Origin of the sequence: Streptomyces venetus (assembly GCF_039540295.1) — a bacterium.
Taxonomy (GTDB): Bacteria; Actinomycetota; Actinomycetes; order Streptomycetales; family Streptomycetaceae; genus Streptomyces; species Streptomyces venetus.
In genome coordinates, this window is the sequence record NZ_BAABET010000011.1 from 125,261 (window position 1) to 149,267 (window position 24,007).

Below are 24,007 nucleotides of genomic sequence, written 5' to 3' on the forward strand. Positions count from 1 at the left end.
ACGACGACCTGCGCTCTTCCAAACAGTCCGGGGGGCGGATTCCCGGCGATGTAAGCCGCAGATAAAACGGTCATAAAGAGCGAGCCCCGCCAAAAGGCGGGGCGATTGTGAGCGCAGCGAGACCGGATGTGCGCGACGCGTGGCCGTACCACCCGATTCCTCTGCCGAAACGTTATGAACACCTTGGCCGACCGTGTCAAAGGACACAGTCGGCTCCGGTGTATCTACGACAACTGCCGTATGGCGCTTCTGAATTGCTGTGCTACCTGAGCCGTGCCATCAGCGCGTGCTCGACCAGCGTGATCAGCGCACTCTTGGCGTCGGCCCGGTGCCGGGCGTCCGTCGTGATGATCGGGGCGTCCGGCCCGATCTGGAGCGCCTCGCGTACCTCGTCCGGCGTGTACGGCTGCTGGCCGTCGAAGCCGTTCAGGGCGATGACGAACGGCAGGCCGCTGTTCTCGAAGTAGTCGACGGCCGGGAAGCAGTCGGCCAGGCGCCGGGTGTCCACGAGCACCACCGCGCCGATCGCGCCGCGCACCAGGTCGTCCCACATGAACCAGAAGCGGTCCTGGCCCGGCGTACCGAACAGGTACAGGATCAGGTCCTGGTCCAGGGTGATACGGCCGAAGTCCATGGCCACCGTGGTGGTGGTCTTGTCCCCGGTGTGGGTGAGGTCGTCGATGCCCGCGCTGGCGGAGGTCATCACGGCCTCCGTGCGCAGCGGGTTGATCTCCGAGACGGCGCCGACGAACGTGGTCTTGCCCACGCCGAAGCCGCCCGCCACCACGATCTTCGCGGACGTGGTGGAACGACCCGCGTCAGAGCTTGCGAAGTCCACTGAGCACCCTTTCGAGCAGTGTCACGTCCGGCGCGCCGGTGGCTTCGTCGCCGCCCGGCTGGTGGATCGCGACGAGACCGGCCTCGGCGAGGTCCGCGACCAGGATCCGGGCCACCCCCAGCGGCATGTTGAGCAGCGCCGAGACCTCGGCCACCGACTTCACCTCGCGGCACAGGTGGCAGATGCGCTGGTGCTCCGGGAGGAGCGCCATGAGCGCGGCCGGGTCGGCGGTGGTGCTGATCAGTGCCTCGATGGCCAGTTGGTAGCGCGGCCGCGTCCGGCCACCGGTCATGGCATAAGGCCGTACCAGCGGCTGGTCGCCCTCGTCCTCGTACGGCTCCGCGTACGGATCATGAGAGGCGGGGGGCGGGGTCATGGGTCCTCCGGGCGGGACAGCAAGTCGGTCAGTCGAGCCGTCTGACGAGGCCTGTGTGGGGTATGTGGCGGCCGGACGGTGATGTGGTGAGACGGGTGGTACCGGGGCCGATCAATGGAGCAGACTGCCTTGGAGCTCAGCTCGCAGGTCGGGGGTGAGGACCGCGCCCGCGCGGTCGACCAGGAGCGCCATCTCGTAGCCGACGAGGCCGATGTCGCAATCGGGGTGGGCGAGGACGGCCAGTGACGAGCCGTCCGAGACGGACATGAGGAACAAGAAACCCCGTTCCATCTCCACGACCGTCTGCGCGACGCTGCCCCCCTCGAAGATCCGTGAGGCGCCTGCCGTCAGGGACGTCAGGCCGGAGGCGACGGCCGCGAGCTGGTCCGCGCGGTCGCGCGGGAAGCCCTCCGACATCGCCAGGAGGAGACCGTCGGCGGACACGACGACGGTGTGGGACACCCCGGGGGTGTTGTCCACGAAGTTGGTGATCAACCAGTTGAGGTTCTGTGCCGCCTGGCTCATCGGACTCAACTAACGCTCCTGCTGGTGAGAGGGCCGAGGGTAGCTGCCGGTCTGCGTGGACCCGGCCTGACGACCCTGTGCTATACCCCGACGGAGATTGGTCAGCCGACCGCGCACGTCATCGGGGGCGCGCGAGATCTGCGGACCGCTCTGCTGCGGTTGCTGCTGAGCCGTGCCCGGAACGAGGTTCGCCCGGGGCACCCGGCGAGGCAGGCCTGAGGTGGTGACCCCACCTGCGGCGGGCTGACGGACGCGCTCGGCCTGCCGGACGAGGTCGTCGTTCGGCGAGCTGCGCCAGCCGGCGGGGGCCGTGGACCGCTGCGGACCGGTGGGTCCCTGCTGCTGCGGGGCCGCAGCGGAGCCGTTGCTCCGCGGCTGCTGCTCCCGCTGGTCCTGCTGCTCCCGCTGGTCCTGCTGGTTCTGTTGTTCCTGCTGACCGCCGTGGAACCAGTTGGTCTCCAGCGTGTCGTACAGCGGGGTGCGCCCGTCGCCCGGACCGGACGCCGGCGGCAGGGCCTCGGGCTCCTGCCGGGCCGGCCGCGCCGACGGGGCAGGCGGACGCGGGGCGCCGAAGTCGGCATTGCCCCGGGCGCCGTTGACCTGCGGCCGCTCGTACTGGCCACGGCCCGTGGGGTCGGCCGGCGTGGCCGGACCCGGGAGGGTGGGCCGCCCGGAGCCGTTGTCCTGCCGCTGTGCCGGGTACTGGCCGGTGGCGTTGCCGTCCTGCCTCTGTGCCGGGTACTGGCCGGTGGAGCCGTTGTCCTGGCGCGGCGCCGGGAACTGGCCCGTCGACCCGTTGTCGTACGACTGCGGTGCCGGGTACTGGCCCGTCGAGCCGTTGTCGTACGACTGCGGTGCCGGGTACTGGCCCGTGGAGGGCGATGGGTCGGGGCGGCCGGCCGGGGCGCCGAAGACGTCCGGGCGGACGAACTGGCCCGAACCCTGGGGCCCGTTGGCGTCCGGGCCGAACGGGTCCGCGTGCTGGGGACCACCCGTGCCGAAGTCGGCGGGAGAGCCGAAGTCGTCGTCGCGCGGCACGGCCGGGATCTCCGCCGTCGCGCCCGGGCCCTGCCGGTCGTCGATCCGCGGCATCTGAGACGTACGGGAGACGTCCGGCTCCTCGTGACCGCGCGGCGCGTCCAACGAGGCACGCGGCACCGGAGGCTGGGCGTTCTCGTCGCTCCAGCTCGGCACGCGCGGCTGCGCGTCACCGCCGGGCAGCTCGGCCCGCGGGCCGCCACGCGGCGGCAACTGCGGCCGGCGGCCCTGGTCCTGCTCGGCATTGCCGCCCGGGCGCTGCGGCTTCCGGCCACCACCGAAGGCGTCCTGGAGTCCGTTCGTACCCGCCGCCTGAAGGCCCTGCGGGGCACCCGGCGCCTGCTGACCGAACCCGGCACCGCCCGGCGCACCCGGACGGCCCTGCCCAGGAGCGGCGGGCGCACTCTGCTCGAACAGCGAGGGGGACTTCTCGGGGCCCTGCGGTCCACGCGCACCGCCCGGCGCACCCGGACGGCCACCGTCACCGTCCCGCCCGGGCAGCGCGGCCCGCGGGCCCTGACCGGCACTCAGCCGGCCACCGCCGGACGGCGCGCCGCCGCCGAACCCGCCACCGGACGGACCGGCACCGAGGGCGCCGGCGCCCTGGCCGGCACCGGCCGCACGCCGGGCCGCGGCCGCACCGGCCGCTGCCTGCGCTGCGGCCGGACCGCCACCGCCGACCGGCGGCTGGCCGGGCTGCTTGGGCTGGGGCTTCCTGCCGCCCTGGGCGACGTCGACGGGCAGCATGACCAGCGCGGTCGTACCACCGGAGTCGGACGGGCGCAGCTGGATGCGGATGCCGTGGCGCTGCGACAGCCGGCCGACCACGAACAGACCCATGCGGCGGGAGACGGAGACGTCCACCGTCGGGGGAGAGGCGAGCCGCTCGTTGATCGCCGCGAGGTCCTCCGGCGACAGGCCGATACCGGTGTCGTGGATCTCGATCAGCACCCGGCCGTCGGGCAGCGCGTGACCGGTGACCTTGACCTTGGTCTGCGGCGAGGAGAAGGAGGTCGCGTTCTCGAGCAGCTCGGCGAGCAGGTGCACGAGGTCGTTGACCACGCGGCCGGCCACTTCGGTGGTCGGCACCGAGGCCAGCTCGATGCGCTCGTACTGCTCCACCTCGGACGCGGCGGCGCGGAGCACGTCGACCAGCGGGACCGGGCGGGTCCAGCGGCGGCCGGGCTCCTCACCCGCGAGGACGAGGAGGTTCTCACCGTTACGGCGCATACGCGTCGCGAGGTGGTCGAGCTTGAACAGGGAGGACAGCTGGTCCGGGTCGGCCTCGCGGGACTCGAGTTCGGAGATGAGCGACAGCTGGCGCTGGATCAGACCCTGGGAGCGGCGCGAGAGGTTGGTGAACATCGCGTTGACGTTGCCCCGCAGCAGGGCCTGCTCGGCGGCGAGGCGGACCGCCTCGCGGTGCACGTCGTCGAAGGCCGCGGCCACCTTGCCGATCTCGTCCCGGGAGTGCACACCGACCGACTCCACGGACGTGTCGACGTCCTGCGGGTCGGACTCGGACAGCTGCTTGACCAGCTCGGGCAGACGGTCGGAGGCGACCTTCGTGGCGGTCTCCTCCAGGCGGCGCAGCGACCGGATCATGGAGCGGGCCACGACGAACGCGCCGACCAGCGACACGCCGAGCACGATCAGGATCAGCGCACCGGAGATGATCGCGTCGCGCTCGGTGGCGCTGCGCAGCTCGCGGGCCTTCTGTTCCATCTCCTCGAGCAGCGTGTGCTCGATGTTCTTCATCTGCTGGATCTTGGTGGAGCTGTCGTCCAGCCAGTCGCGGTAGGACCGCTTGTCCTGCTGTGCCAGGCCGCTCGCGGAGACCAGGGCGCGGCCCGCGTAGGTGTCGGTGGCCTTGATCGTGGAGTTGCCGCCGTCCTCGATGGGCTTCAGCAGCTCGGCGGCGGAGTCCTCGCCGTAGATGCTCTTGAAGCTGCGGATCTCGGACTTCTGGCTCTCCAGGGCCGACTCGGCGTAGAGCCGGTCGTTCGGCGAGAGCTTGCCGGTCGTGCTGTTGCTGGCGGGCAGCGCCGCCGCGAGGGCCGCACGCTGGATCGAGGAGTACTCCTTGGCGGAGGAGAAGGCCGCCAGCGCACGGGTGCGCTGGATCATGTCCGGGTTGCTGGTCGCCTCCGCCATGTCCTGGGAGAGGTCGATCAGGTTCTCGATCAGACGGTGGTACGCCTCGACGGTCTGCGTGGAGTTGCCCTCGGAGGCGTAGGCGCTCTTGCGGATCTGCTCCAGGTCGCCCAGCTCGCCGGCGAGCTGGACGAGGTACTCGCGGACGCCCTTGAGGTTGCCGTCCTTGCTGGCGCCGTCGATCTGCTCGGAACTGTCGAGGAAGTTCTTCCTCGCACGGTCGGTCTTCTCGCGCAGACCCTTGACCGTGAAGTCGGTCGCCTTGCCGCCGTGCGCGAGCGGGCCGGCCGACTGGTCGCGCTCCTCCTGGAGGGCGGCGGACAGCTCGGTGGCCTGCTTCGTCATGTCCGTCAGCAGCTTCATGTTGTCGAGCTGCTGGATGTCGTCCATGGACGAGTTGATACGCAGCGCGCCCAGCGAGGTGGCCGCGACCACCGGCAGCGCGAGCAGCGAGACCAGGCGGGTGGAGATGCGCCAGTTGCGCAGGGCTATTCGCGGTCCGGGGCCTGCCGGACCCGTCGGTGGCTTCAGGGCCGGAGCCGGGCTCGCGGGCCCCGAGGGGGCCGACGCGCCGGGGCGCCCGGAGCGCTCACCGCTGTCACCGGCCGGGCCCTGGTTCTGGGCGTGCTGGGGCGAGGGGCCGCCATTCATGGGGCCAGTCCCGCCGTGCGGCTCCGGCTCCGCCGAAGCGTTGCCATCCCTCTTGAAACGTCCCTGCACTAGCGTCGCAACCTCTGGACCAGGCACCCCGTCGGATGAACGGCGGGGCACGGTGTCGGCGTTCTGGGGACGCCCTGAGTACGCCCCCGTGGTGGTCGTGGGTAACCGGCGCTGGTCCCCCTTCTCGCCGCCACTCGGCGCGTCTGTGCGCCCCCTGTGCGCCGGCTCGATCCCTGCGGCGGTCCGTGAGATTCCAGCACAGCACAGGATCTCCAACAAGGCCCGTAGGCCAGGCCGTGACATAGGTGACACCACGTGAGCGCCGGATCACCGGACGTAGAAAGTGAGTTCGTCCATTTCGGGCGTATGCCCGCGAGTCGTCGAGCCGTGACAGGTGTCCCAGTCGCCATGATCAGGAGCGGAATGATGGCTTCAGTGAGTCAATGTCCGTTTCGGTGGGGTGGAAGGCCGGTCCGGAATGACCGATTCGCACCCTGATTCGTGAGAAAACTCACATGCCGATCATGCTCTCCTCGCGATTGCGCCGGGAATCCCATGTTTAGCCTGACGCTTTACAGCGTTGGCAAAACCGACAACCCGCGCCCGTCCGGGTCCTCCGTACCCTCCCGGCGCCCGTCACAGAACAGGGTCAAGTAAACAGTGAAGACGACGACGATGTTCCACAAGATCGCCAACCCGCGACGCACGACGCTGGCGCACCTGGACGACGCCGGCGAACTGCAGACGCCGGACCAGCCGGAGCACCGCGTCGAACTCCCCACCCAGACCGCCAACCCCAAGCGCACCGTCCTCGATGACGTCCCCGTCGCGGCCGCCGCTGCCGCGGAGTGACAGCAGCTAATACGCGCACCGGCCGCCGGATGCTCAGGGCGGCGGGCACGAAGATCGAGGGGCGCCCCCGGAAGACGGGGACGCCCCTTCTTTATGCGCGCGATGGGGACACCTCCCCGCGTTAGCCTGGAGCGTCAGACTCCAGCCGCTTCAGTCAAGGGGCCAAGCATCCCGTGCGCATCGCCAGGTTCTCCATCGACGGGAACGTCGCCTTCGGCGCCATCGAGGGCGAGAAGCAGGACGAACTCGTCCTGGACATCATCAAGGGCATCCCGTTCGCGGACTTCGAGCTGTCCGGCACGAAGGTTCCGCTGAGCAAGGTCAGGCTCCTGCCGCCGGTGCTCCCCAACAAGGTCGTGGCCTTCGGCCGCAACTACGGCGAGCACGCGCGCGAGCTGGGCCACGAGGTGCCCGACACCCCGTTCGCCTTCTTCAAGCCGTCCACCTCGGTGATCGGCCCCGGTGACGAGATCCAGTACCCCTCGTTCTCCGAGGAGGTCCACCACGAGGCCGAGCTGGCCGTCGTCATCGGCCGGATGTGCCGTGAGGTCCCGCGCGAGCGCGTGAAGGACGTGATCTTCGGCTACACCTGCGCCAACGACATCACCGCCCGCGACGTCCAGAAGCGCGAGAAGCAGTGGGCCCGGGCCAAGGGCTTCGACAGCTCCTGCCCGCTCGGCCCCTGGGTGGAGACGGACCTGGACGCGAGCGACCTCACCATCCAGCTCACGGTCAACGGCCAGCAGCGCCAGCTCGGCCGCACCAGCGAGATGATCCACTCCGTCGAGGACCTGATCGTCAACATCTCCGAGGCCATGACGCTGCTCCCCGGCGACGTGATCCTCACGGGCACCCCGGCTGGGGTCGGCCCCCTCAACGTCGGCGACGAGGTCGCCGTCACCATCGAAGGCATCGGCACTCTCACCAACAAGGTTGTCAAGCGTGGCTAGCGCACCCGGCTCCCCCGTACGCGTCCGTTTCTGTCCGTCGCCCACCGGTAACCCCCACGTGGGCCTGGTGCGCACCGCCCTGTTCAACTGGGCGTTCGCCAAGCACCACCAGGGCACGCTGGTCTTCCGCATCGAGGACACCGACGCCGCCCGCGACTCCGAGGAGTCCTACACCCAGCTGCTCGACGCGATGCGCTGGCTGGGCTTCGACTGGGACGAGGGCCCCGAGGTCGGCGGCCCGCACGCGCCGTACCGCCAGTCGCAGCGCATGGACCTCTACAAGGAGGTCGCGCAGAAGCTGCTCGACGCCGGTCACGCCTACCGCTGCTACTGCTCCCAGGACGAGCTTGACACCCGCCGTGAGGCCGCCCGCGCCGCCGGCAAGCCCTCCGGCTACGACGGCCACTGCCGTGAGCTGACCGCCGCCCAGGTCGAGGAGTACCAGGCCCAGGGCCGGGAGCCGATCGTCCGCTTCCGCATGCCCGACGAGACGATCACCTTCACCGACCTGGTCCGCGGCGAGCTGACCTTCACTCCGGAGAACGTCCCGGACTACGGCATCGTCCGCGCCAACGGCGCCCCGCTGTACACGCTGGTCAACCCGGTCGACGACGCCCTCATGGAGATCACCCACGTCCTGCGCGGCGAGGACCTGCTCTCCTCCACCCCCCGCCAGATCGCCCTCTACAAGGCGCTGATCGAGCTGGGCATCGCCCAGCAGATCCCGTCCTTCGGCCACCTGCCGTACGTGATGGGCGAGGGCAACAAGAAGCTCTCCAAGCGCGACCCGCAGGCCTCCCTCAACCTCTACCGGGAGCGCGGCTTCCTCCCCGAGGGCCTGCTCAACTACCTCTCCCTGCTCGGCTGGTCCCTCTCGGCCGACCAGGACGTGTTCACGATCGACGAGATGATCGCGGCGTTCGAGATCTCCGACGTGAACCCCAACCCGGCCCGCTTCGACCTGAAGAAGTGCGAGGCCATCAACGGCGACCACATCCGGCTCCTCGACGTGAAGGACTTCACCGAGCGCTGCCGCCCGTGGCTCCAGGCCCCGTTCGCCCCCTGGGCCCCGGAGGCCTTCGACGAGGCCAAGTGGCAGGCCATCGCCCCGCACGCGCAGACCCGCCTCAAGGTCCTGTCGGAGATCACCGACAACGTCGACTTCCTGTTCCTGCCGGAGCCGGTGGTCGACGAGGCCAGCTGGACCAAGGCCATGAAGGAGGGCTCGGACGCCCTGCTGCGCACGGCACGCGAGAAGCTGGAGGCCGCCGACTGGACCTCCGCCGAGTCGCTCAAGGAAGCCGTCCTGGCCGCCGGCGAGGCGCACGGCCTCAAGCTCGGCAAGGCGCAGGCCCCCGTCCGGGTCGCCGTCACCGGCCGCACCGTCGGCCTGCCGCTGTTCGAGTCCCTGGAGGTCCTGGGCAAGGAGACGACCCTGGCCCGGATCGACGCGGCCCTGGCGAAGCTGGCCGCGTAGCGAGACAGAGCACACACCACGAGGGCGGCGTCCGGTCCGGGCGCCGCCCTCGCCGTGTCCGCCCAGCCGTCACCCGGAGTTCACCACGGACCTCGCGCTCACCGGCACGATGACCCTGGGCTGAGCGCGGGCCGCGGTGGGTACGGTCGGACCATGAGCATCCAAGCCGTGGTCTGGGACGTCGACGACACCCTCTTCGACTACACCACCGCCGACCGCCTCGGAATGCGCGCCCACCTGACGACCGAGGGCCTGCTCGACGACTACGCCACCGTCGAGCAGGCCCTCGCCCGCTGGCGGGAGATCACCGACCTGCAGTGGGCGCGCTTCGCGGCCGGGGAGGCCACTTTCGAGGCCCAGCGGCGCGACCGCGTACGGGTGTTCCTGGGCCAGGAGCTGACCGACGACGAGGCCGACGCGTGGTTCCGGCGCTACCGCGCGCACTACGAGGAGGTCTGGACCCTCTTCCCGGACGTCCTGCCCGTGCTCGACGCCCTCGCCGCCAGCCACCGGCACGCCGTGCTGTCCAACTCCAGCATCCACGTCCAGGACCACAAGCTGCGCGTCCTCGGCGTCCATGACCGCTTCGAGGCCATCGTGTGCGCCGCCGAGCTCGGCGTCTCCAAGCCGGAGGCCGGCGCCTTCCACGCCGTCTGCGAGGCCCTCGGCCTCGCTCCGCACCAGGTCGCCTACGTCGGCGACCATCCGGAGATCGACGGACGCGGTGCGGCGGACGCGGGGTTGCTGTCCGTCTGGATCGACCGCGGCGGTGCGTACGCCACGATCGAGCCGCCCGTCGGGCCGCACCGCATCGCCTCCCTCGCCGAACTGCCCTCATTGCTCGGCACGGATAGTCGTTTTGGAGCCCCGTCCACCTTCAGGTAATGTTCTTCCTGCGCCGCGGGGAGCGGGCCGGAAGGCAGAAACCCCCAGGCGCACAACTAGAACAAGAACCCCCTCGGGGGCTTGCGTTCCAGTGGCCTATGGTGTAATTGGCAGCACGACTGATTCTGGTTCAGTTAGTCTTGGTTCGAGTCCAGGTAGGCCAGCTCGCAGAGCTTATCTGCAAGGCCCCCGTTGTGTAGCGGCCTAGCACGCCGCCCTCTCAAGGCGGTAGCGCCGGTTCGAATCCGGTCGGGGGTACTGGTTCCGAAGGATCGACGATCATCTCGGAACTGCTAGGGCCCCCGTTGTGTAGCGGCCTAGCACGCCGCCCTCTCAAGGCGGTAGCGCCGGTTCGAATCCGGTCGGGGGTACTGACTGGTCTAAACCACATTGGTCTATGGTGTAATTGGCAGCACGACTGATTCTGGTTCAGTTAGTCTTGGTTCGAGTCCAGGTAGACCAGCTCGGACCTGCGGAAACGCAGTGTCCACGCCCCCGTTGTGTAGCGGCCTAGCACGCCGCCCTCTCAAGGCGGTAGCGCCGGTTCGAATCCGGTCGGGGGTACGCACCACGAAGGCCCCTCACTTCGGTGAGGGGCCTTCTGCGTATGCCCTGAGAGGGGCGCGGGGAACTGTGGAAGCAACCACTGCCCGGCCCGCACTCGACAGTGAAACCGTCTCTGTCATGGCGCTCGGTCGGGGAAAGCCTGCCGCGGCGTTGAGGCGAGCCCTCCCCGAAGTGCCTGGTCGCTTCAGCCGGTGCGCCGCAACGCCTCGGAGAGACGCCCGGCGGCGTCGATCACCGCCTGCGCGTGCATCCGCCCCGGGTGCCGCGTCAACCGCTCGATCGGCCCGGACACCGACACGGCGGCCACCACACGGTTCGACGGCCCCCGCACCGGCGCGGAGACGGACGCGACCCCCGGCTCGCGCTCGCCGATCGACTGGGCCCAGCCCCGGCGCCGTACGCCCGACAGGGCCGTCGCCGTGAAGCGGGCGCCCTGCAGACCGCGGTGCAGCCGCTCCGGCTCCTCCCAGGCCATGAGGATCTGCGCCGAGGAGCCGGCCTTCATCGTGAGCGTCGAGCCGACCGGGACTGTGTCCCTCAGGCCGGACAGGCGCTCCGCCGCGGCGACGCAGATACGCATGTCGCCTTGGCGGCGGTAGAGCTGCGCGCTCTCGCCCGTGATGTCACGGAGGTGGGTGAGCACCGGGCCGGCGGTGGCGAGGAGGCGGTCCTCACCCGCGGCCGCGGCAAGCTCGGCCAGGCGGGGGCCGAGAATGAAACGGCCCTGCATGTCGCGCGCCACCATGCGGTGGTGTTCCAGCGCCACGGCCAGGCGGTGGGCCGTGGGTCGTGCCAGTCCGGTGGCACCGACCAAGCCCGCGAGGGTGGCCGGACCGGACTCCAGAGCGCTCAGGACGAGGGCCGCCTTGTCCAGAACGCCGACGCCGCTACTGTTGTCCATGAAACGATACTCGCGTCTCACTCTGTGAAACGCAAGTTCAATTTTGCGTGGAACCCGCCACTCTGGAAGACACGAAGTCACAACGGCCCGTGACGTACGGGCCTGGCGGCGGATGCCCGGAATCCGGGGCAGGGGCCCGCCTCCTCAAGATCTCTAGTTGGGCCGGTGGATCGTCGCCGGCCGGAGGGAACAGCGATGGGTAGGACACTCGCGGAGAAAGTCTGGGACGACCATGTCGTCCGGCGCGCGGAGGGCGAGCCCGACCTTCTCTTCATCGATCTGCACCTGCTGCACGAGGTGACCAGCCCGCAGGCCTTCGACGGTCTGCGCAAGAGCGGCCGCAAGGTCCGGCGCCTCGACCTCACCATCGCCACCGAGGACCACAACACCCCCACCCTCGACATCGACAAGCCCATCGCCGACCCGGTCTCCCGGGTCCAGCTGGAGACGCTGCGCAAGAACGCCGCCGACTTCGGCGTGCGCCTGCACCCGCTGGGCGACGTCGAGCAGGGCGTCGTGCACGTGGTCGGCCCGCAGCTGGGTCTGACCCAGCCCGGCACCACCGTCGTCTGCGGCGACTCGCACACCTCCACGCACGGTGCCTTCGGCGCGCTGGCGTTCGGCATCGGAACCTCCCAGGTGGAGCACGTACTGGCCACCCAGACGCTGCCGATGTCCCGCCCGAAGACCATGGCGATCACGGTCGACGGCGAACTGCCCGAGGGCGTCACCGCCAAGGACCTGATCCTCGCGATCATCGCGAGGATCGGCACCGGCGGCGGCCAGGGCTACGTCCTGGAGTACCGCGGCGAGGCCATCGAGAAGCTCTCGATGGAGGCCCGCATGACCATCTGCAACATGTCGATCGAGGCCGGCGCCCGCGCGGGCATGATCGCCCCGGACGAGACCACCTTCGCGTACCTCAAGGGCCGCCCGCACGCCCCCGAGGGCGCGGACTGGGACGCGGCCGTCGAGTACTGGAAGACGCTCAGGACGGACGAGGACGCCGAGTTCGACGCCGAGGTCGTCATCGACGCCGCCGAACTGGCGCCGTTCGTCACCTGGGGCACCAACCCGGGCCAGGGCGCACCCCTTTCGGCGTCCGTCCCCGACCCCGCTTCGTACGAAGACGCATCGGAGCGCTACGCCGCCGAAAAGGCCCTGGAGTACATGGGGTTGGAGGCCGGGCAGCCGCTGCGCTCCATCAAGGTGGACACCGTCTTCGTAGGCTCGTGCACCAACGGCCGTATCGAGGACCTGCGTGCCGCCGCCGAGCTGCTGCAGGGCCGCAAAGTCGCCGACGGGGTACGGATGCTGGTCGTCCCGGGCTCCGCGCGGGTCGGTCTGCAGGCCGTCTCCGAGGGCCTGGACGTCGTCTTCAAGGAGGCCGGCGCCGAATGGCGGCACGCGGGCTGCTCGATGTGTCTGGGCATGAACCCCGACCAGCTGGCACCGGGTGAGCGCTCCGCGTCCACCTCCAACCGCAACTTCGAGGGCCGGCAGGGCAAGGGCGGTCGTACGCACCTGGTGTCCCCGCAGGTCGCGGCCGCTACCGCGGTCCTGGGGCACCTGGCCTCCCCGGCCGACCTGTCCGCCGCCGACACCCGTACGCCCGCTGGAGTCTGAGAATCATGGAAGCCTTCACCACCCACACCGGCCGGGCCGTTCCGCTGCGCCGCAGCAACGTGGACACCGACCAGATCATCCCCGCCCACTGGCTCAAGAAGGTCACGCGGGACGGGTTCGAGGACGGGCTGTTCGAGGCCTGGCGCAAGGACGCTTCGTTCGTGCTCAACCAGCCCGAGCGGGAGGGTGCGACCGTCCTGGTCGCCGGCCCCGACTTCGGCACCGGCTCCTCCCGTGAGCACGCCGTCTGGGCGCTGCAGAACTACGGGTTCAAGGCCGTGATCTCGTCCCGCTTCGCCGACATCTTCCGCGGCAACTCGCTCAAGAACGGCCTGCTCACGGTCGTCCTGGAGCAGCAGACCGTGGACGCGCTGTGGGAGCTCACCGAGAAGGACCCGCAGGCCGAGATCACCGTCGACCTGGAGAGCCGCGAGGTGCGCGCCGAGGGCATCACCGCCTCCTTCGAGCTGGACGAGAACTCCCGCTGGCGGCTGCTGAACGGCCTCGACGACATCTCGATCACCCTCCAGAACGAGGCGGACATCGCCGCGTACGAGGCGAAGCGCCCCGCCTTCAAGCCGCAGACGCTCCAGATCTGATCCGAAGCACGGCCCGCCGCCTCTGAACAAGGCGACTTTCGGCCACCGCAACACCCCCTCTGTACCCCCGATCGGCCCGATCGGGGGTACAGCTTTGTCTGCACCCGAACGGCCCTGCCCGAGCCGAGTACGGCTGTCAACTTCCCGCGTTATGCCGGTGGTTGTCGGGGTACGCGAGATGTACAGCCGTGACTTCCGCGTGTGCCTGGAAGGCCGTTGGAGGCGGCAGTTGTCCCCTGCGCAGGCGACAACTCGCCCCAGATGGCACAATCTGTGCATGGAACACGACGGCCAACTCGAGCTCTATGCGGCAGTCGCGGGCCAACTCAAGGAAGCGCATGCAAGGGTGCGCGCACTGCAAGTCCCGGAGGGCGTACGGATGGCGCTGACCCGGAAGCTGCTGGTCATTACGGCCGCGGCCAAGCACGATCTCGCCGACGCGGCAAGGCGGCTGGAGCGGTTCACCGCGGACCTCGACGAGGGACGTATCCCCGACGAGGAACGCTGAACCGGACGACACCGCCGAGTTCGTTGCGGCACAAGGGTGAGAAGCCCGTTTCGTGTTTGATTTGCGGTATATATCTGCCTAACGTGCGAAAAAGCTTGAACACTTTCGTTCTGGCGATGTCTCCGAAGGGGAAGACGTGAACAAGGCGCAGCTCGTAGAAGCGATTGCCGACAAGATGGGCGGCCGCCAGCAGGCCGCCGATGCTGTCGACCACGTACTGGACGCCATCGTCCGCGCGGTCGTCTCGGGTGAGCGGGTCTCGGTCACCGGCTTCGGTTCGTTCGAGAAGGTCGACCGTCCGGCGCGCTACGCCCGTAACCCCCAGACGGGCGAGCGGGTTCGGGTCAAGAAGACCTCCGTGCCGCGCTTCCGCGCGGGCCAGGGCTTCAAGGACCTGGTCAGCGGCTCGAAGAAGCTGCCGCGTGGTGGCGAGGTCTCCGTCAAGAAGGCGCCGAAGGGCAGCCTGAGCGGCGGCGCCGGCGCCACGGTCAAGAAGGCCGCCGCGAAGAAGGCGACCACCAAGAAGGCCGCCACCGCGAAGAAGACCACCGCCAAGAAGACGACGGCGAAGAAGGCCACCACCAAGACGGCGGCCGCGAAGAAGACCACGGCGAAGAAGGCACCCGCGAAGAAGACCACGGGCGCCGCCAAGACCACCGCCGCGAAGAAGACCACGGCCAAGAAGGCCCCGGCGAAGAAGGCCACCGCGAAGAAGGCGCCCGCCAAGAAGTCGACGGCGCGCAAGACCACCGCGAAGAAGACCACCGCCCGCAAGAAGTAGCGGCACCGGGGTACTCACGCGCCGGGCCGGACTCCGCACGGAGTCCGGCCCGCGGTGTGTTCAGGGAGTGGTCAGAGGGTCTGCAGGGTCACCAGAGTGATCCTGGGGGCGCCCTCGGGGCCCTCCACCTCGATCCGCACCCGCTGCCCCACGCGCAGCAGCCTCAGGCCCCCCGCGTCGAACGCGGCCGCGTCGAAGGGCACCGGGGTGCCGTCGTCCAGGAGCACCTGCCCGCTGCGGCTTTCGGGGTCGTACGTGTACGCGGTCGCCTGCATGGCCGCAGCCTACTGCCCGGGTATCAGCAACCGCGCGGCGGCCGCGGCCGTATGAGGGCCGACCCCCAGGGCCAGCGCGCTGCGCAGGTCGTCGCCGGTGTCCACGTCCTGGCGGACCGAGTCCACGCCGGAGAGGGACAGTTCCACGGCGCCGGACGCCCGGTGCCGGGCCCGGGAATCGGTGCCGAACGCCGGCGACAAAGGCCGCCCCGGGGCAGCCGCCAGCAAGGTCGTACCGATTTCGGCCGCGTCCGGGAGAAATGCGCGCGGGAATTCAGCGGCGGCTTCGAGTACCCGGGACAATTCCGGGGGGCGCAGCGCCGGAAGGTCGGCGTTCAGTGCCGCCACCGGACTTCCGGGACGGGCCGCCCGAACGACCGCCGTCGCGTGTGCGAGGGCGGCGTTGAGGCCGCCGCCCGGTTCGTCCGGGACGATCGCGGCGCCCAGTGCGGTCAGCTCACGCCCCGCCCGGGCGTCGTCCGTGACGACTGCCACATCCCGCACCGCGGGGCAGGCCAGCGCCGCCGACACCGTGTCCTGGGCGAAGGCGAGAGCCAGGTCCGGCCGCAGCCCGTCGTCCGCGGTGTCCGCGAGCCTGCTCTTGGCCTGGGCCAGGGGCTTCAGGGGTACGACCAAGGTCCACTGCACAGATGTTCCGTCCCTCTCTTGTCGCGGTCATTGTCACCCGGGGCATCGGGCGGGCGGCGTGTCGGGGCGTACGGTGTTCTCGACAGACCGGCGGCCCGGGGCGACACTTGTGCGGCCCCCGATGGCCCCCGCTTTCAGGCCCTAGAGGAAGGTGTCCGCGTGCCCCGCCGCAGAATCGGCTTCTGGTACCGCTTGGCCGCGGTGATCTGCAAACCGCCGCTGGTGGTTCTGCTCAGGCGGGACTGGCGCGGAATCGAGCACATTCCGGCCGAGGGTGGATTCATCACCGCGGTGAACCACAATTCGCACATCGATCCCTTCGCTTACGCGCACTTTCAGTACAACACCGGGCGCGTCCCGCGATTCCTCGCGAAGAGCGGGCTTTTCAAGAAGGGATTCGTCGGCGCCGCGATGCGCGGCACGGGGCAGATCCCCGTCTACCGCGAGAGCACGGACGCGCTCAGCGCCTTCCGGGCCGCGATCGACGCCGTCGACCGCGGTGAATGCGTCGCCTTCTACCCGGAGGGCACCCTCACCCGTGACCCGGAGGGCTGGCCCATGACCGGCAAGACCGGTGCCGCGCGCGTCGCCCTGCAGACCAAGTGCCCGGTCATCCCCGTCGCCCAGTGGGGTTGCAACGAGCTGTTGCCGCCGTACGCGAAGAAGCCGAACCTGCTGCCGCGCAAGACGCACCGGGTGCTCGCCGGGCCGCCCGTCGATCTCACACGGTTCTACGACCGGGAGATGACCGCTGACCTCCTGAAGGAGGCCACCGAGGTCATCATGGCCGCCGTCACCCACCAGCTGGAGGAGATCCGCGGCGAGAAGGCGCCCGAGACGCCCTACGACCCGCGCCGGGAGCGGATCGAGCAGCGGCGCCGCACCCAGGCGCAGACACATCAGAAGTCCGGGCAGACCGTGCAGGAAGAGGGGCTGGGCAAGTGAGCAAGCCGGTCAAGGCAGCGGTGCTGAGCGCCGGTTCGTGGGGCACGGCCTTCGGCATGGTGCTCGCCGACGCCGGGTGCGAGGTCACCCTGTGGGCGCGCCGCCCGGAGGTCGCGGAGGCGATCAACTCCACCCGCACCAATCCCGACTACTTCCCGGGCGTCGAGCTCCCGGAGAACGTGCGGGCCACCACGGATCCCGCGCAAGCCGCCGCGGGCGCCGATTTCACCGTCCTCTCGGTGCCCTCGCAGACCCTGCGCGGCAATCTCGCCGAGTGGTCGCCGCTGCTCGCGCCGGACACGGTGCTCGTGTCGCTCATGAAGGGCGTCGAACTCGGCTCCGCGATGCGGATGAGCGAGGTCATCGACGACGTGGCCAAGGTCGGCCCGGACCGGATCGCCGTGGTCACCGGGCCCAACCTGGCCCGCGAGATCGCCGCGCGGATGCCGGCCGCCGCCGTGGTCGCCTGCACCGACGAGGCCGTCGCCCAGCGGCTCCAGACCGCCTGCCACACGCCGTACTTCCGCCCGTACACCAATACGGACGTGGTGGGTTGCGAACTGGGCGGAGCCGTGAAGAACGTCATCGGCCTGGCCGTCGGCATCGCGGACGGCATGGGCCTCGGCGACAACGCCAAGGGCTCCCTCATCACCCGCGGCCTCGCCGAGACCACCCGGCTCGGCATGGCGCTCGGCGCCGACCCGCTGACCTTCTCCGGACTCGCGGGCCTGGGCGACCTGGTGGCCACCTGCTCCTCGCCGCTGTCCCGCAACCACACCTTCGGCACCAACCTCGGCAAGGGCATGACCCTCCAGGAGACCATCGCGGTCACCAAGCAGACCGCCGAGGGCGTCAAGTCCTGCGAGTCGGTGCTGGATCTGGCCCGCCGGCACGGCGTCGACATGCCGATCACGGAGACGGTCGTCGGCATCGTGCACGAGAGCAAGCCTCCGGTGGTCGCTCTCAAGGAGCTGATGTCGCGCAGCGCGAAGCCCGAACGACGCTGAGCGACGCGAGGCGGCGGGCGCTGTCTCCGGGCCCTACCAACGGGTACTCTCAAGCCGATATGAGCACCGAGAACCTCCCCCAGAGCCCCGAGCAGCCGCCTCGCAAGCCGCGTGTGGCCGTCGTGTTCGGCGGGCGCAGCTCCGAACACGGGATCTCCGTGGTCACCGCCGGCGCCGTCCTCAAGGCCATCGACCGGACCAAGTACGACGTCCTGCCGATCGGCATCACCCAGGACGGCCGTTGGGCGCTCACGGCGGACGCACCGGAGCGGATGGCGATCATCGACCGGCGCCAGCCCAGCGTCGACCTGCTCGCCGAGTCCGACGAGGGCGGGGTGGTCCTCCCCGTCGACCCGTCCAACCGCGAAGTCGTCTACAGCGAGCCGGGATCGGTGCCCAAGGCGCTCGGCGAGGTCGACGTGGTCTTCCCGGTGCTGCACGGCCCGTACGGCGAGGACGGCACCCTGCAGGGCCTCCTGGAGCTCTCCGGTGTCCCGTACGTGGGGTCGGGCGTGCTCGCCTCGGCCGTGGGCCAGGACAAGGACTACATGAAGCGGGTGTTCACCTCGTTCGGGCTGAAGGTGGGCCCCTACCTGGTGATCCGGCCGCGCGAGTGGCAGCAGGACGAGCAGGGCGCTCGCAAGCGCATCGTCGACTTCGCCGGCGAGCACGGCTGGCCGCTGTTCGTGAAGCCCGCCCGCGCGGGTTCGTCGATCGGCATCACCAAGGTCGACGACCTCTCCGGCCTCGACGAGGCCATCGCCGAGGCCCAGCGGCACGACCCGAAGATCCTCGTGGAGGCCGCGTTGCGCGGCCGTGAGATCGAGTGCGGCGTCCTGGAGTTCGAGGACGGCCCGCGTGCCTCGGTCCCGGCCGAGATCCCGCCGCCGGACGCGCACGCGTACTACGACTTCGAGGCCAAGTACATCGACTCGACGCCCGGCATCGTCCCCGCCCCGCTGACGCCGGAGGAGACCGCCGAGGTCCAGCGCCTGGCGGTGGACGCCTTCGAGGCGGCGTCCTGCGAGGGCCTGGTCCGCGCGGACTTCTTCCTCACCGAGGACGGCGAGTTCGTGATCAACGAGATCAACACGATGCCCGGCTTCACGCCCATCTCGATGTACCCGCAGATGTGGCAGGCGAGCGGCGTCAGCTACCCCGAGCTGGTGGACCGCCTCATCCAGGCGGCTCTTCACCGATCGACGGGCCTGCGCTGACCGACTCGCCGGCCGCGCGCGGCTTCAGGAGGCGATCCCCTCGGGGATCGCCTTTTTCACAGCCGAGGCCAGATCGATCAGCACACCCGAGCTGTCCACGCCCTTCGGAACCCCGACCTCCACATACACCTCACGATTGGCCGTGGTGAACCGGTACCCCCCGTCGTCCTGCTTCTCCATCAGCCAGTCGACGCCGTTCACACCCCCGGCCACCGCATCCGGATCATGCCCGCCGGCGACCTCGGGATCGACCATCTTGGGCGGCTGAGGCACACCGCAGCGAAGTATGATCGCCGGGCTGCCCCAGCCCGCCGTCAGTGCCGACGCGGGCTCGGGATCCTCGCGACGCTCACCGTCCACCTTCCCGGGCAGTACCTTGTCCAGGTTCCGGCACAGTTCCGTGACCTTCGCGTCCGGGCTGGGAACCGCCGCCGACGCGCTGTCGTCTGCCGATGAGCAGCCCGTCGCAGTGATCAACAGCGCGAGAGCGGGCAGGCGGACAACGCGGAAGACAGAACGGTGCCGGTGACGGAAAGAGTTCACCGGCACAGGGTAGACGGGGGCTACAGATGTACGACCGGGCAGGTCAGGGTGCGGGTGATGCCGTCCACTTGCTGGACCTTGGCGACCACCATGCGGCCGAGGTCGTCGACGGTGTCGGCCTGGGCCCGGACGATCACGTCGTACGGTCCTGTGACGTCCTCGGCCTGGATGACCCCAGGGATCTTGCTGATCGTCTCGGCGACGGTCGACGCCTTGCCGACCTCCGTCTGGATCAGGATGTACGCCTGTACCACGGAACCTCCAGGGCGGCCACGAGGATCATGTGGGGAAAAGGAACGCCACGGTATCGCGTCGCCGCTCACCACGGGGAGACCCGCGGGGACCGGGTCTTGCGCGCCGGGGCGCGGGTGCGGGAGAACGTGACGGTCACATCGACCGTAGCGAGGACCGAGAGGCCTCGCGAGCGGGCATGGACAGGGACAGAAGGGGCGAAAGGGTAATGAAGGGCACTGTTGGTGAGCTCGGTGAGTTCGGGCTCATCAGGGAGCTCACCTCCCGTCTGACCACCACCCCGGCGGTCCGGGTCGGCCCCGGCGACGACGCCGCCGTGGTGGCCGCGCCCGACCGCAGGGTCGTGGCCAGCACGGACATCCTGGTGGAGGGCCGGCACTTCCGCCGGGACTGGTCGACGGCGTACGACGTGGGCCGCAAGGCGGCCGCGCAGAACCTCGCCGACATCGCCGCCATGGGCGCCGTACCGACCGCGCTGCTGCTCGGTCTGGTCGTGCCGGCCGAACTGCCGGTGACGTGGCCGAGCGAGCTGATGGACGGCCTGCGTGACGAGTGCCAGGTGGCCGGTGCCGCCGTGGTCGGCGGGGACGTCGTACGCGGCGACTCGATCATGGTGTCGATCACCGCGCTCGGCGATCTGCGCAACCAGGAGCCGGTGACGCGGGCGGGCGCGCAGCCCGGCGACCTCGTCGCGGTGACCGGCTGGCTGGGCTGGTCGGCGGCCGGGTACGCGGTGCTGTCCCGCGGTTTCCGTTCGCCGCGCGCGTTCGTGGAGGCCCACCGGCGGCCCGAGCCGCCGTATCACGCGGGCCCGGCCGCCGCCGGACTCGGGGCGACCGCGATGTGCGACGTGAGCGACGGGCTGATCGCCGACCTGGGGCACATCGCCGAGGCCAGCAAGGTGCGGATCGACATCCGCTCCGGGGCGGTCGACATCCCGTCCCAGATGAACGACATCGGGCAGGCCGTGGGCGTCGACCCGATGCAGTGGGTGCTGACCGGGGGAGAGGACCACGCGATCGTGGCGACCTTCCCGTCGGACGTGAAGCTGCCCGCCCGCTGGAAGGTCATCGGCGAGGTCCTCAACCCCTCGGCGCTGCCCCAGGTGACGGTCGACGGGGCACCGTGGACCAGCAAGGGCGGCTGGGACCATTTCGGAGACATAGAGGCATGATTCCCAACGTCCTCACGGTGGCGGGTTCCGACTCGGGCGGCGGCGCGGGCATCCAGGCCGATCTGAAGACGATGCTCGCCCTCGGTGTGCACGGCATGAGCGTCATCACGGCGGTGACCGCCCAGAACTCCCTCGGTGTGCAGGGGGCCTGGGAACTGCCGGTGGAGGCCGTACGGGCCCAGTACCGCAGTGTCGTCGACGACATCGGCGTCCAGGCGGTCAAGACCGGGATGCTCGCCTCCGCCGAACTCGTGGAGACGGTGGCCGAGTTGATCGCCGGCACGGACGCCCCGGCGGTCGTCGACCCGGTGGGCGTCTCCAAACACGGCGACCCCCTGCTCGCCGCGTCCGCGCTGGACTCCGTCCGTACGAAGCTGCTGCCGGTGGCGACGGTCGCCACCCCGAACCTCGACGAGGTGGCACAGCTCACGGGCGTGCGGGTCGAGTCGGAGGGGGAACTGCGGCGGGCCGCCGAGGCCGTGCTCGCGTACGGGCCGCGGTGGGTGCTGATCAAGGGCGGTCATCTGCCCGGGGACGCCGTGGACCTGCTCACCGACGGCTCCGAGGAGCACTGGCTGCGGGCGCCGCGCCACGACAACCGGCACACGCACGGCACGGGCTGCACCCTGGCCTCCGCGATCGCCGCGCAGCTCGCCAGGGGCCGGGCGGTGCCGGAGGCGGTGGCGGCGGCGAAGGAGTACGTCACCGGGGCCGTGGCGGCCGGGTTCGCGCTCGGTGAGGGGATCGGGCCGGTGGATCACGGCTGGCGGTTCCGCGGGGACGCCTAGCCGCTCGGGCGCGGTGTTTCCGGCCTGGCAAAGAGCCGGGGCATGGCAAAAAGCCGGTCCACCAGAGGTGGACCGGCTCTGCAGCGAACCAGCAGTGGCCGCGCGCTAGCTGAGCGTCAGCGCGAGACCTTGCCGGCCTTGATGCACGAGGTGCAAGCGTTCACGCGCTTCGGCGTCCCGCCGACCACGGTACGCACGCGCTGGATGTTCGGGTTCCAGCGACGGGACGTACGGCGGTGCGAGTGCGAGATGTTGTTGCCGAAGCCCGGCCCCTTGCCGCAGACGTCGCAGTTGGCAGCCACCGGTCACTCCAAAGACTTCAGATGCACTTACGGTTGATCCCGGCAGGCCGGGATCAGGATCAAGGATCCGAGTGGCGTTGCCAGGGGAATGGCCCGATTTGGATCGGGCAACCGGAGCAGCATACAACGACTGCCCCAGGAGGACGAAACTACCATGGTCGGTCCGTGCTCTCACCTGGCCTGCTTCCGATGAGCGCCGCCCCGGGGTCTACGCTGCCTGCCACGTCCAGCAGCTGAGGGAGGCGCGGTGGCGCAGGTGCCGCAGACATTCTTCGATGCTCTCGCGGTGCGCACCTGGTGCGGTCTCGCTCTCGAGACCCTGGGGCGGGCGCGTGAGGAAATCGACGCGATCAATGTCTATCCCGTGGCGGACGGCGACACCGGGACCAATCTGTATCTGACCGTCGAGTCCGCCGTCGGGGCGGTCGAGGCCGTGTTCGCGGGGCACGCGGCGGGGTCCGGCCCCGAAGGGCCGACGCTCGCCGACGCCGCCGGGGCGATGGCGCACGGGGCGCTCATCGGCGCCCGTGGGAACTCCGGGACGATCCTCGCCCAGCTGCTGCGCGGCATGGCCAAGGTGCTGGCGGGCGGTGACACTGCGGGGGCCGACGGCCAGGGGCTGAGACTCGCGCTGCGGCACGCGGCCGACTCGGCCCGCCAGGCCGTGGCACACCCCGTCGAGGGCACCGTCCTCACGGTCGCCTCGGCCGCCGCGGACGCCGCCTGCGGTGCCGAGGGCGACTGCGGGAGGGTGGCCAGGGCGGCCTACGAGGGTGCGCTGTCGGCCCTCGCCGAGACCCCGGGGCAACTGCCCGTCCTGGAACGCGCAGGAGTGGTCGATGCCGGCGGGCGGGGACTGGTGGCGGTGCTCGGGGCCCTGGTGGAGACGTTCACGGGGGAGAGGCCGCGAGGGACGGCCACGGCGGCGAGCACGGCGCGGGTGAGCGCGGGGGCGGCGGGCGTGCCGGGGGCGAGGGCGTCCGCGCCGGTGGCGGCAGGGTCGCAGAGCCCGGTGGCCACAGGGGGGCAGGGCCCGGTGGCGACAGGGGCACAGGGCCCGGTGGCGGCAGGGGCGCAGGGCCCGGGGGAGTCGCACGCGCACCTGGTGCCCGGCCAGGCGGACGGGCCGGAGGCGGGTGCGCACACCGGCCCGGGCGAGTGCGCCGAAGGCCCCGCCGTGCCGGGCCCCGACGGCCCGGCCTTCGAGGTGATCTACCTCCTGGAGGCCGAGGACGCGGCCGTGACGCGGCTGCGGGAACGGCTGGACGCGCTCGGGGACTCACTCGTGGTGGTCGGCGGGGACGGGTTGTGGAACGTCCATGTCCATGTCGACGACGCGGGCGCCGCCGTCGAGGCCGGTATCGAGGCCGGGCGGCCGCACCGGATCCGCATCACGCACTTCGGCGCCGGCGACGTGCACACCACCGGTGCGGAGCGCCCTCCCCGCGAGCGCGCCCAGCGTGCCGTCGTGGCCGTCGTGCCCGGCGAGGGCCTGGCCGGGCTGTACGGGGAGGCCGGCGCGACCACCGTGCTCGCCCGCCCCGGGGAGCCGCCCGCGAGCGGCGAACTCGTGCAGGCCGTACGGCGGGCCCACGCGCGCGAGGTCGTGCTGCTGCCCAACGACGCCGAACTGCGGCACACCGCGGCGGCCGCTGCCGAGCAGGCCCGTACCGAGGGCATCCGCGTGGCTCTCATCCCGACCCGCTCGGCGGTCCAGGGCATCGCCGCGCTGGCCGTGCACGAGCCGGAGCGCCGCTTCGACGAGGACGTCGTGTCGATGACCTCGGCGGCGGGAGCGACCCGCTACGCCGAGGTCACCGTCGCCGAGCACCAGTCCTGGACGATGGCCGGCATCTGCCAGGCCGGAGACGTGCTGGGCCTGATCGACGGCGACGTGGCCGTGATCGGCTCGGACGTCACCGCCACCGCCGAGACCGTCCTGGACCGCATGCTCGCGGCCGGGGGCGAGATGGTCACCCTGGTGCTCGGCGACGAGGCGCCCGACGCCGTCGCCGAGCACCTCGAGGGACGGGTCCGCGAGGGGTACCTCGCCGTCGACACGGTCGTGTACCGGGGCGGACGGCAGGGGTCCCTGCTGCTCATCGGCGTGGAGTGAGCG

At 70.6% G+C, this 24,007-nt stretch carries 24 protein-coding genes and 5 tRNA genes; 19 read left to right on the forward strand and 10 right to left on the reverse strand.

Annotation, left to right across the window (positions count from 1 at the left end):
• Nucleotides 1-262 precede the first annotated feature (262 nt).
• The 4 genes from ABEA82_RS31350 to ABEA82_RS31365 all read right to left on the reverse strand — a co-directional run bounded on the left by ABEA82_RS31350 (nt 263) and on the right by ABEA82_RS31365 (nt 5,651).
• A complete protein-coding gene (locus ABEA82_RS31350) occupies nt 263-838 on the reverse strand; it encodes a GTP-binding protein (protein WP_003993187.1) in 576 nt (191 codons plus the stop codon).
• On the reverse strand, nt 819-1,214 hold the full coding sequence (locus ABEA82_RS31355) for a DUF742 domain-containing protein (protein WP_345665101.1): 396 nt from the start codon (nt 1,212-1,214) through the stop codon (nt 819-821). The genes ABEA82_RS31350 and ABEA82_RS31355 overlap by 20 nt, the downstream gene beginning before the upstream one ends.
• Nucleotides 1,215-1,325: 111 nt before the next feature.
• The gene (locus tag ABEA82_RS31360) at nt 1,326-1,739 is read right to left on the reverse strand and encodes a roadblock/LC7 domain-containing protein (RefSeq protein ID WP_030611534.1); all 414 of its coding nucleotides are present in this window, start codon (nt 1,737-1,739) and stop codon (nt 1,326-1,328) included.
• Nucleotides 1,740-1,748: 9 nt separating this feature from the next.
• Entirely contained in the window at nt 1,749-5,651 is a 3,903-nt protein-coding gene (locus ABEA82_RS31365) for a sensor histidine kinase (RefSeq protein WP_345665102.1), read from the reverse strand.
• 600 nt (nt 5,652-6,251) lie between these two features.
• On the opposite strand from ABEA82_RS31365, the gene ABEA82_RS31370 reads away from it, so the two are divergent.
• The 9 genes from ABEA82_RS31370 to ABEA82_RS31410 all read left to right on the forward strand — a co-directional run bounded on the left by ABEA82_RS31370 (nt 6,252) and on the right by ABEA82_RS31410 (nt 10,319).
• Nucleotides 6,252-6,443: a hypothetical protein gene (locus ABEA82_RS31370; RefSeq protein WP_158681115.1), complete on the forward strand. Its 192-nt coding sequence runs from the start codon at nt 6,252-6,254 to the stop codon at nt 6,441-6,443.
• A gap of 173 nt (nt 6,444-6,616) precedes the next feature.
• On the forward strand, nt 6,617-7,393 hold the full coding sequence (locus ABEA82_RS31375; RefSeq protein WP_345665103.1) for a fumarylacetoacetate hydrolase family protein: 777 nt from the start codon (nt 6,617-6,619) through the stop codon (nt 7,391-7,393).
• Nucleotides 7,386-8,870 carry a glutamate--tRNA ligase gene (gltX, locus tag ABEA82_RS31380; protein WP_345665104.1) on the forward strand — a complete coding sequence of 495 codons (1,485 nt, stop codon included), beginning with the start codon at nt 7,386-7,388 and terminating at the stop codon, nt 8,868-8,870. Before ABEA82_RS31375 ends, gltX begins: the two co-directional genes overlap by 8 nt.
• 153 nt (nt 8,871-9,023) lie before the next feature.
• Entirely contained in the window at nt 9,024-9,755 is a 732-nt protein-coding gene (locus tag ABEA82_RS31385) for an HAD family hydrolase (protein ID WP_345665105.1), read from the forward strand.
• A gap of 92 nt (nt 9,756-9,847) precedes the next feature.
• Nucleotides 9,848-9,919: transfer RNA gene (locus ABEA82_RS31390), tRNA-Gln, on the forward strand.
• Between the two features lie 21 nt (nt 9,920-9,940).
• Nucleotides 9,941-10,013: transfer RNA gene (locus tag ABEA82_RS31395), tRNA-Glu, on the forward strand.
• A 40-nt stretch (nt 10,014-10,053) separates the two neighbouring features.
• Nucleotides 10,054-10,126, forward strand: a tRNA-Glu gene (locus ABEA82_RS31400).
• A 20-nt stretch (nt 10,127-10,146) separates the two neighbouring features.
• Nucleotides 10,147-10,218, forward strand: a tRNA-Gln gene (locus ABEA82_RS31405).
• 28 nt (nt 10,219-10,246) lie between these two features.
• Nucleotides 10,247-10,319, forward strand: a tRNA-Glu gene (locus tag ABEA82_RS31410).
• A 187-nt stretch (nt 10,320-10,506) separates the two neighbouring features.
• On the opposite strand, the gene ndgR is transcribed toward ABEA82_RS31410, so the two are convergent.
• Entirely contained in the window at nt 10,507-11,223 is a 717-nt protein-coding gene (ndgR, locus tag ABEA82_RS31415; RefSeq protein ID WP_003993203.1) for an IclR family transcriptional regulator NdgR, read from the reverse strand.
• Between the two features lie 195 nt (nt 11,224-11,418).
• On the opposite strand from ndgR, the gene leuC reads away from it, so the two are divergent.
• From leuC to ABEA82_RS31435, 4 genes are all read left to right on the forward strand, one after another.
• Entirely contained in the window at nt 11,419-12,849 is a 1,431-nt protein-coding gene (leuC, locus tag ABEA82_RS31420; RefSeq protein WP_345665106.1) for a 3-isopropylmalate dehydratase large subunit, read from the forward strand.
• Nucleotides 12,850-12,854: 5 nt separating this feature from the next.
• Nucleotides 12,855-13,448 (forward strand): 3-isopropylmalate dehydratase small subunit, encoded by a 594-nt coding sequence (gene leuD, locus ABEA82_RS31425; protein ID WP_345665107.1) that lies wholly within the window; start codon nt 12,855-12,857, stop codon nt 13,446-13,448.
• Between the two features lie 277 nt (nt 13,449-13,725).
• The gene (locus ABEA82_RS31430) at nt 13,726-13,956 is read left to right on the forward strand and encodes an SCO5555 family protein (protein WP_003993206.1); all 231 of its coding nucleotides are present in this window, start codon (nt 13,726-13,728) and stop codon (nt 13,954-13,956) included.
• Nucleotides 13,957-14,092: 136 nt separating this feature from the next.
• Nucleotides 14,093-14,737 (forward strand): HU family DNA-binding protein, encoded by a 645-nt coding sequence (locus ABEA82_RS31435; protein ID WP_345665108.1) that lies wholly within the window; start codon nt 14,093-14,095, stop codon nt 14,735-14,737.
• 71 nt (nt 14,738-14,808) lie between these two features.
• Here the strand turns inward: ABEA82_RS31435 and ABEA82_RS31440 are convergent, their stop codons facing one another.
• Entirely contained in the window at nt 14,809-15,012 is a 204-nt protein-coding gene (locus ABEA82_RS31440; RefSeq protein ID WP_345665109.1) for a hypothetical protein, read from the reverse strand.
• A gap of 9 nt (nt 15,013-15,021) precedes the next feature.
• A complete protein-coding gene (cofC, locus tag ABEA82_RS31445; RefSeq protein WP_345665110.1) occupies nt 15,022-15,660 on the reverse strand; it encodes a 2-phospho-L-lactate guanylyltransferase in 639 nt (212 codons plus the stop codon).
• 159 nt (nt 15,661-15,819) lie between these two features.
• Here cofC and ABEA82_RS31450 point away from each other — a divergent pair, with 159 nt between their 5' ends.
• Genes ABEA82_RS31450 through ABEA82_RS31460 form a run of 3 tightly spaced genes read left to right on the forward strand, consistent with a single transcriptional unit; the run spans nt 15,820 to nt 18,829 of the window.
• Nucleotides 15,820-16,605, forward strand: coding sequence for a lysophospholipid acyltransferase family protein (locus ABEA82_RS31450; RefSeq protein WP_345665111.1), 786 nt, complete (start codon nt 15,820-15,822; stop codon nt 16,603-16,605).
• Nucleotides 16,602-17,612 carry an NAD(P)H-dependent glycerol-3-phosphate dehydrogenase gene (locus tag ABEA82_RS31455; RefSeq protein ID WP_345665112.1) on the forward strand — a complete coding sequence of 337 codons (1,011 nt, stop codon included), beginning with the start codon at nt 16,602-16,604 and terminating at the stop codon, nt 17,610-17,612. The genes ABEA82_RS31450 and ABEA82_RS31455 overlap by 4 nt, the downstream gene beginning before the upstream one ends.
• A 59-nt stretch (nt 17,613-17,671) precedes the next feature.
• Nucleotides 17,672-18,829 (forward strand): D-alanine--D-alanine ligase family protein, encoded by a 1,158-nt coding sequence (locus ABEA82_RS31460; protein ID WP_345665113.1) that lies wholly within the window; start codon nt 17,672-17,674, stop codon nt 18,827-18,829.
• Between the two features lie 24 nt (nt 18,830-18,853).
• Here ABEA82_RS31460 and ABEA82_RS31465 read toward each other — a convergent pair whose 3' ends face one another.
• The gene (locus tag ABEA82_RS31465) at nt 18,854-19,372 is read right to left on the reverse strand and encodes a DUF3515 domain-containing protein (RefSeq protein WP_345665248.1); all 519 of its coding nucleotides are present in this window, start codon (nt 19,370-19,372) and stop codon (nt 18,854-18,856) included.
• Nucleotides 19,373-19,392: 20 nt separating this feature from the next.
• Complete coding sequence (locus ABEA82_RS31470; protein ID WP_003997603.1) at nt 19,393-19,626, reverse strand: Lrp/AsnC family transcriptional regulator; 234 nt, start codon at nt 19,624-19,626, stop codon at nt 19,393-19,395.
• A 206-nt stretch (nt 19,627-19,832) separates the two neighbouring features.
• Between ABEA82_RS31470 and ABEA82_RS31475 the strand changes: the two genes are divergently transcribed.
• A complete protein-coding gene (locus ABEA82_RS31475) occupies nt 19,833-20,798 on the forward strand; it encodes a thiamine-phosphate kinase (protein ID WP_345665114.1) in 966 nt (321 codons plus the stop codon).
• Nucleotides 20,795-21,586, forward strand: coding sequence for a bifunctional hydroxymethylpyrimidine kinase/phosphomethylpyrimidine kinase (thiD, locus tag ABEA82_RS31480; protein ID WP_345665115.1), 792 nt, complete (start codon nt 20,795-20,797; stop codon nt 21,584-21,586). The genes ABEA82_RS31475 and thiD overlap by 4 nt, the downstream gene beginning before the upstream one ends.
• A 116-nt stretch (nt 21,587-21,702) precedes the next feature.
• On the opposite strand, the gene rpmB is transcribed toward thiD, so the two are convergent.
• On the reverse strand, nt 21,703-21,888 hold the full coding sequence (gene rpmB, locus ABEA82_RS31485) for a 50S ribosomal protein L28 (RefSeq protein ID WP_003993230.1): 186 nt from the start codon (nt 21,886-21,888) through the stop codon (nt 21,703-21,705).
• Nucleotides 21,889-22,135: 247 nt separating this feature from the next.
• Here rpmB and ABEA82_RS31490 point away from each other — a divergent pair, with 247 nt between their 5' ends.
• Nucleotides 22,136-24,004: a DAK2 domain-containing protein gene (locus tag ABEA82_RS31490; RefSeq protein WP_345665116.1), complete on the forward strand. Its 1,869-nt coding sequence runs from the start codon at nt 22,136-22,138 to the stop codon at nt 24,002-24,004.
• Nucleotides 24,005-24,007: the final 3 nt, after the last annotated feature.

Bases quoted from the DNA above. Each gene is read 5' to 3' on its own strand.
- ABEA82_RS31460 (WP_345665113.1), top strand. From the start codon at position 17,672: ATGAGCACCGAGAACCTCCCCCAGAGCCCCGAGCAGCCGCCTCGCAAG.
- ABEA82_RS31430 (WP_003993206.1), top strand. From the start codon at position 13,726: ATGGAACACGACGGCCAACTCGAGCTCTATGCGGCAGTCGCGGGCCAA.
- leuC (WP_345665106.1), top strand. From the start codon at position 11,419: ATGGGTAGGACACTCGCGGAGAAAGTCTGGGACGACCATGTCGTCCGG.
- ABEA82_RS31385 (WP_345665105.1), top strand. From the start codon at position 9,024: ATGAGCATCCAAGCCGTGGTCTGGGACGTCGACGACACCCTCTTCGAC.
- leuD (WP_345665107.1), top strand. From the start codon at position 12,855: ATGGAAGCCTTCACCACCCACACCGGCCGGGCCGTTCCGCTGCGCCGC.
- ABEA82_RS31360 (WP_030611534.1), bottom strand. From the start codon at position 1,739: ATGAGCCAGGCGGCACAGAACCTCAACTGGTTGATCACCAACTTCGTG.
- ABEA82_RS31475 (WP_345665114.1), top strand. From the start codon at position 19,833: ATGAAGGGCACTGTTGGTGAGCTCGGTGAGTTCGGGCTCATCAGGGAG.
- ABEA82_RS31355 (WP_345665101.1), bottom strand. From the start codon at position 1,214: ATGACCCCGCCCCCCGCCTCTCATGATCCGTACGCGGAGCCGTACGAG.
- thiD (WP_345665115.1), top strand. From the start codon at position 20,795: ATGATTCCCAACGTCCTCACGGTGGCGGGTTCCGACTCGGGCGGCGGC.
- ndgR (WP_003993203.1), bottom strand. From the start codon at position 11,223: ATGGACAACAGTAGCGGCGTCGGCGTTCTGGACAAGGCGGCCCTCGTC.
- ABEA82_RS31440 (WP_345665109.1), bottom strand. From the start codon at position 15,012: ATGCAGGCGACCGCGTACACGTACGACCCCGAAAGCCGCAGCGGGCAG.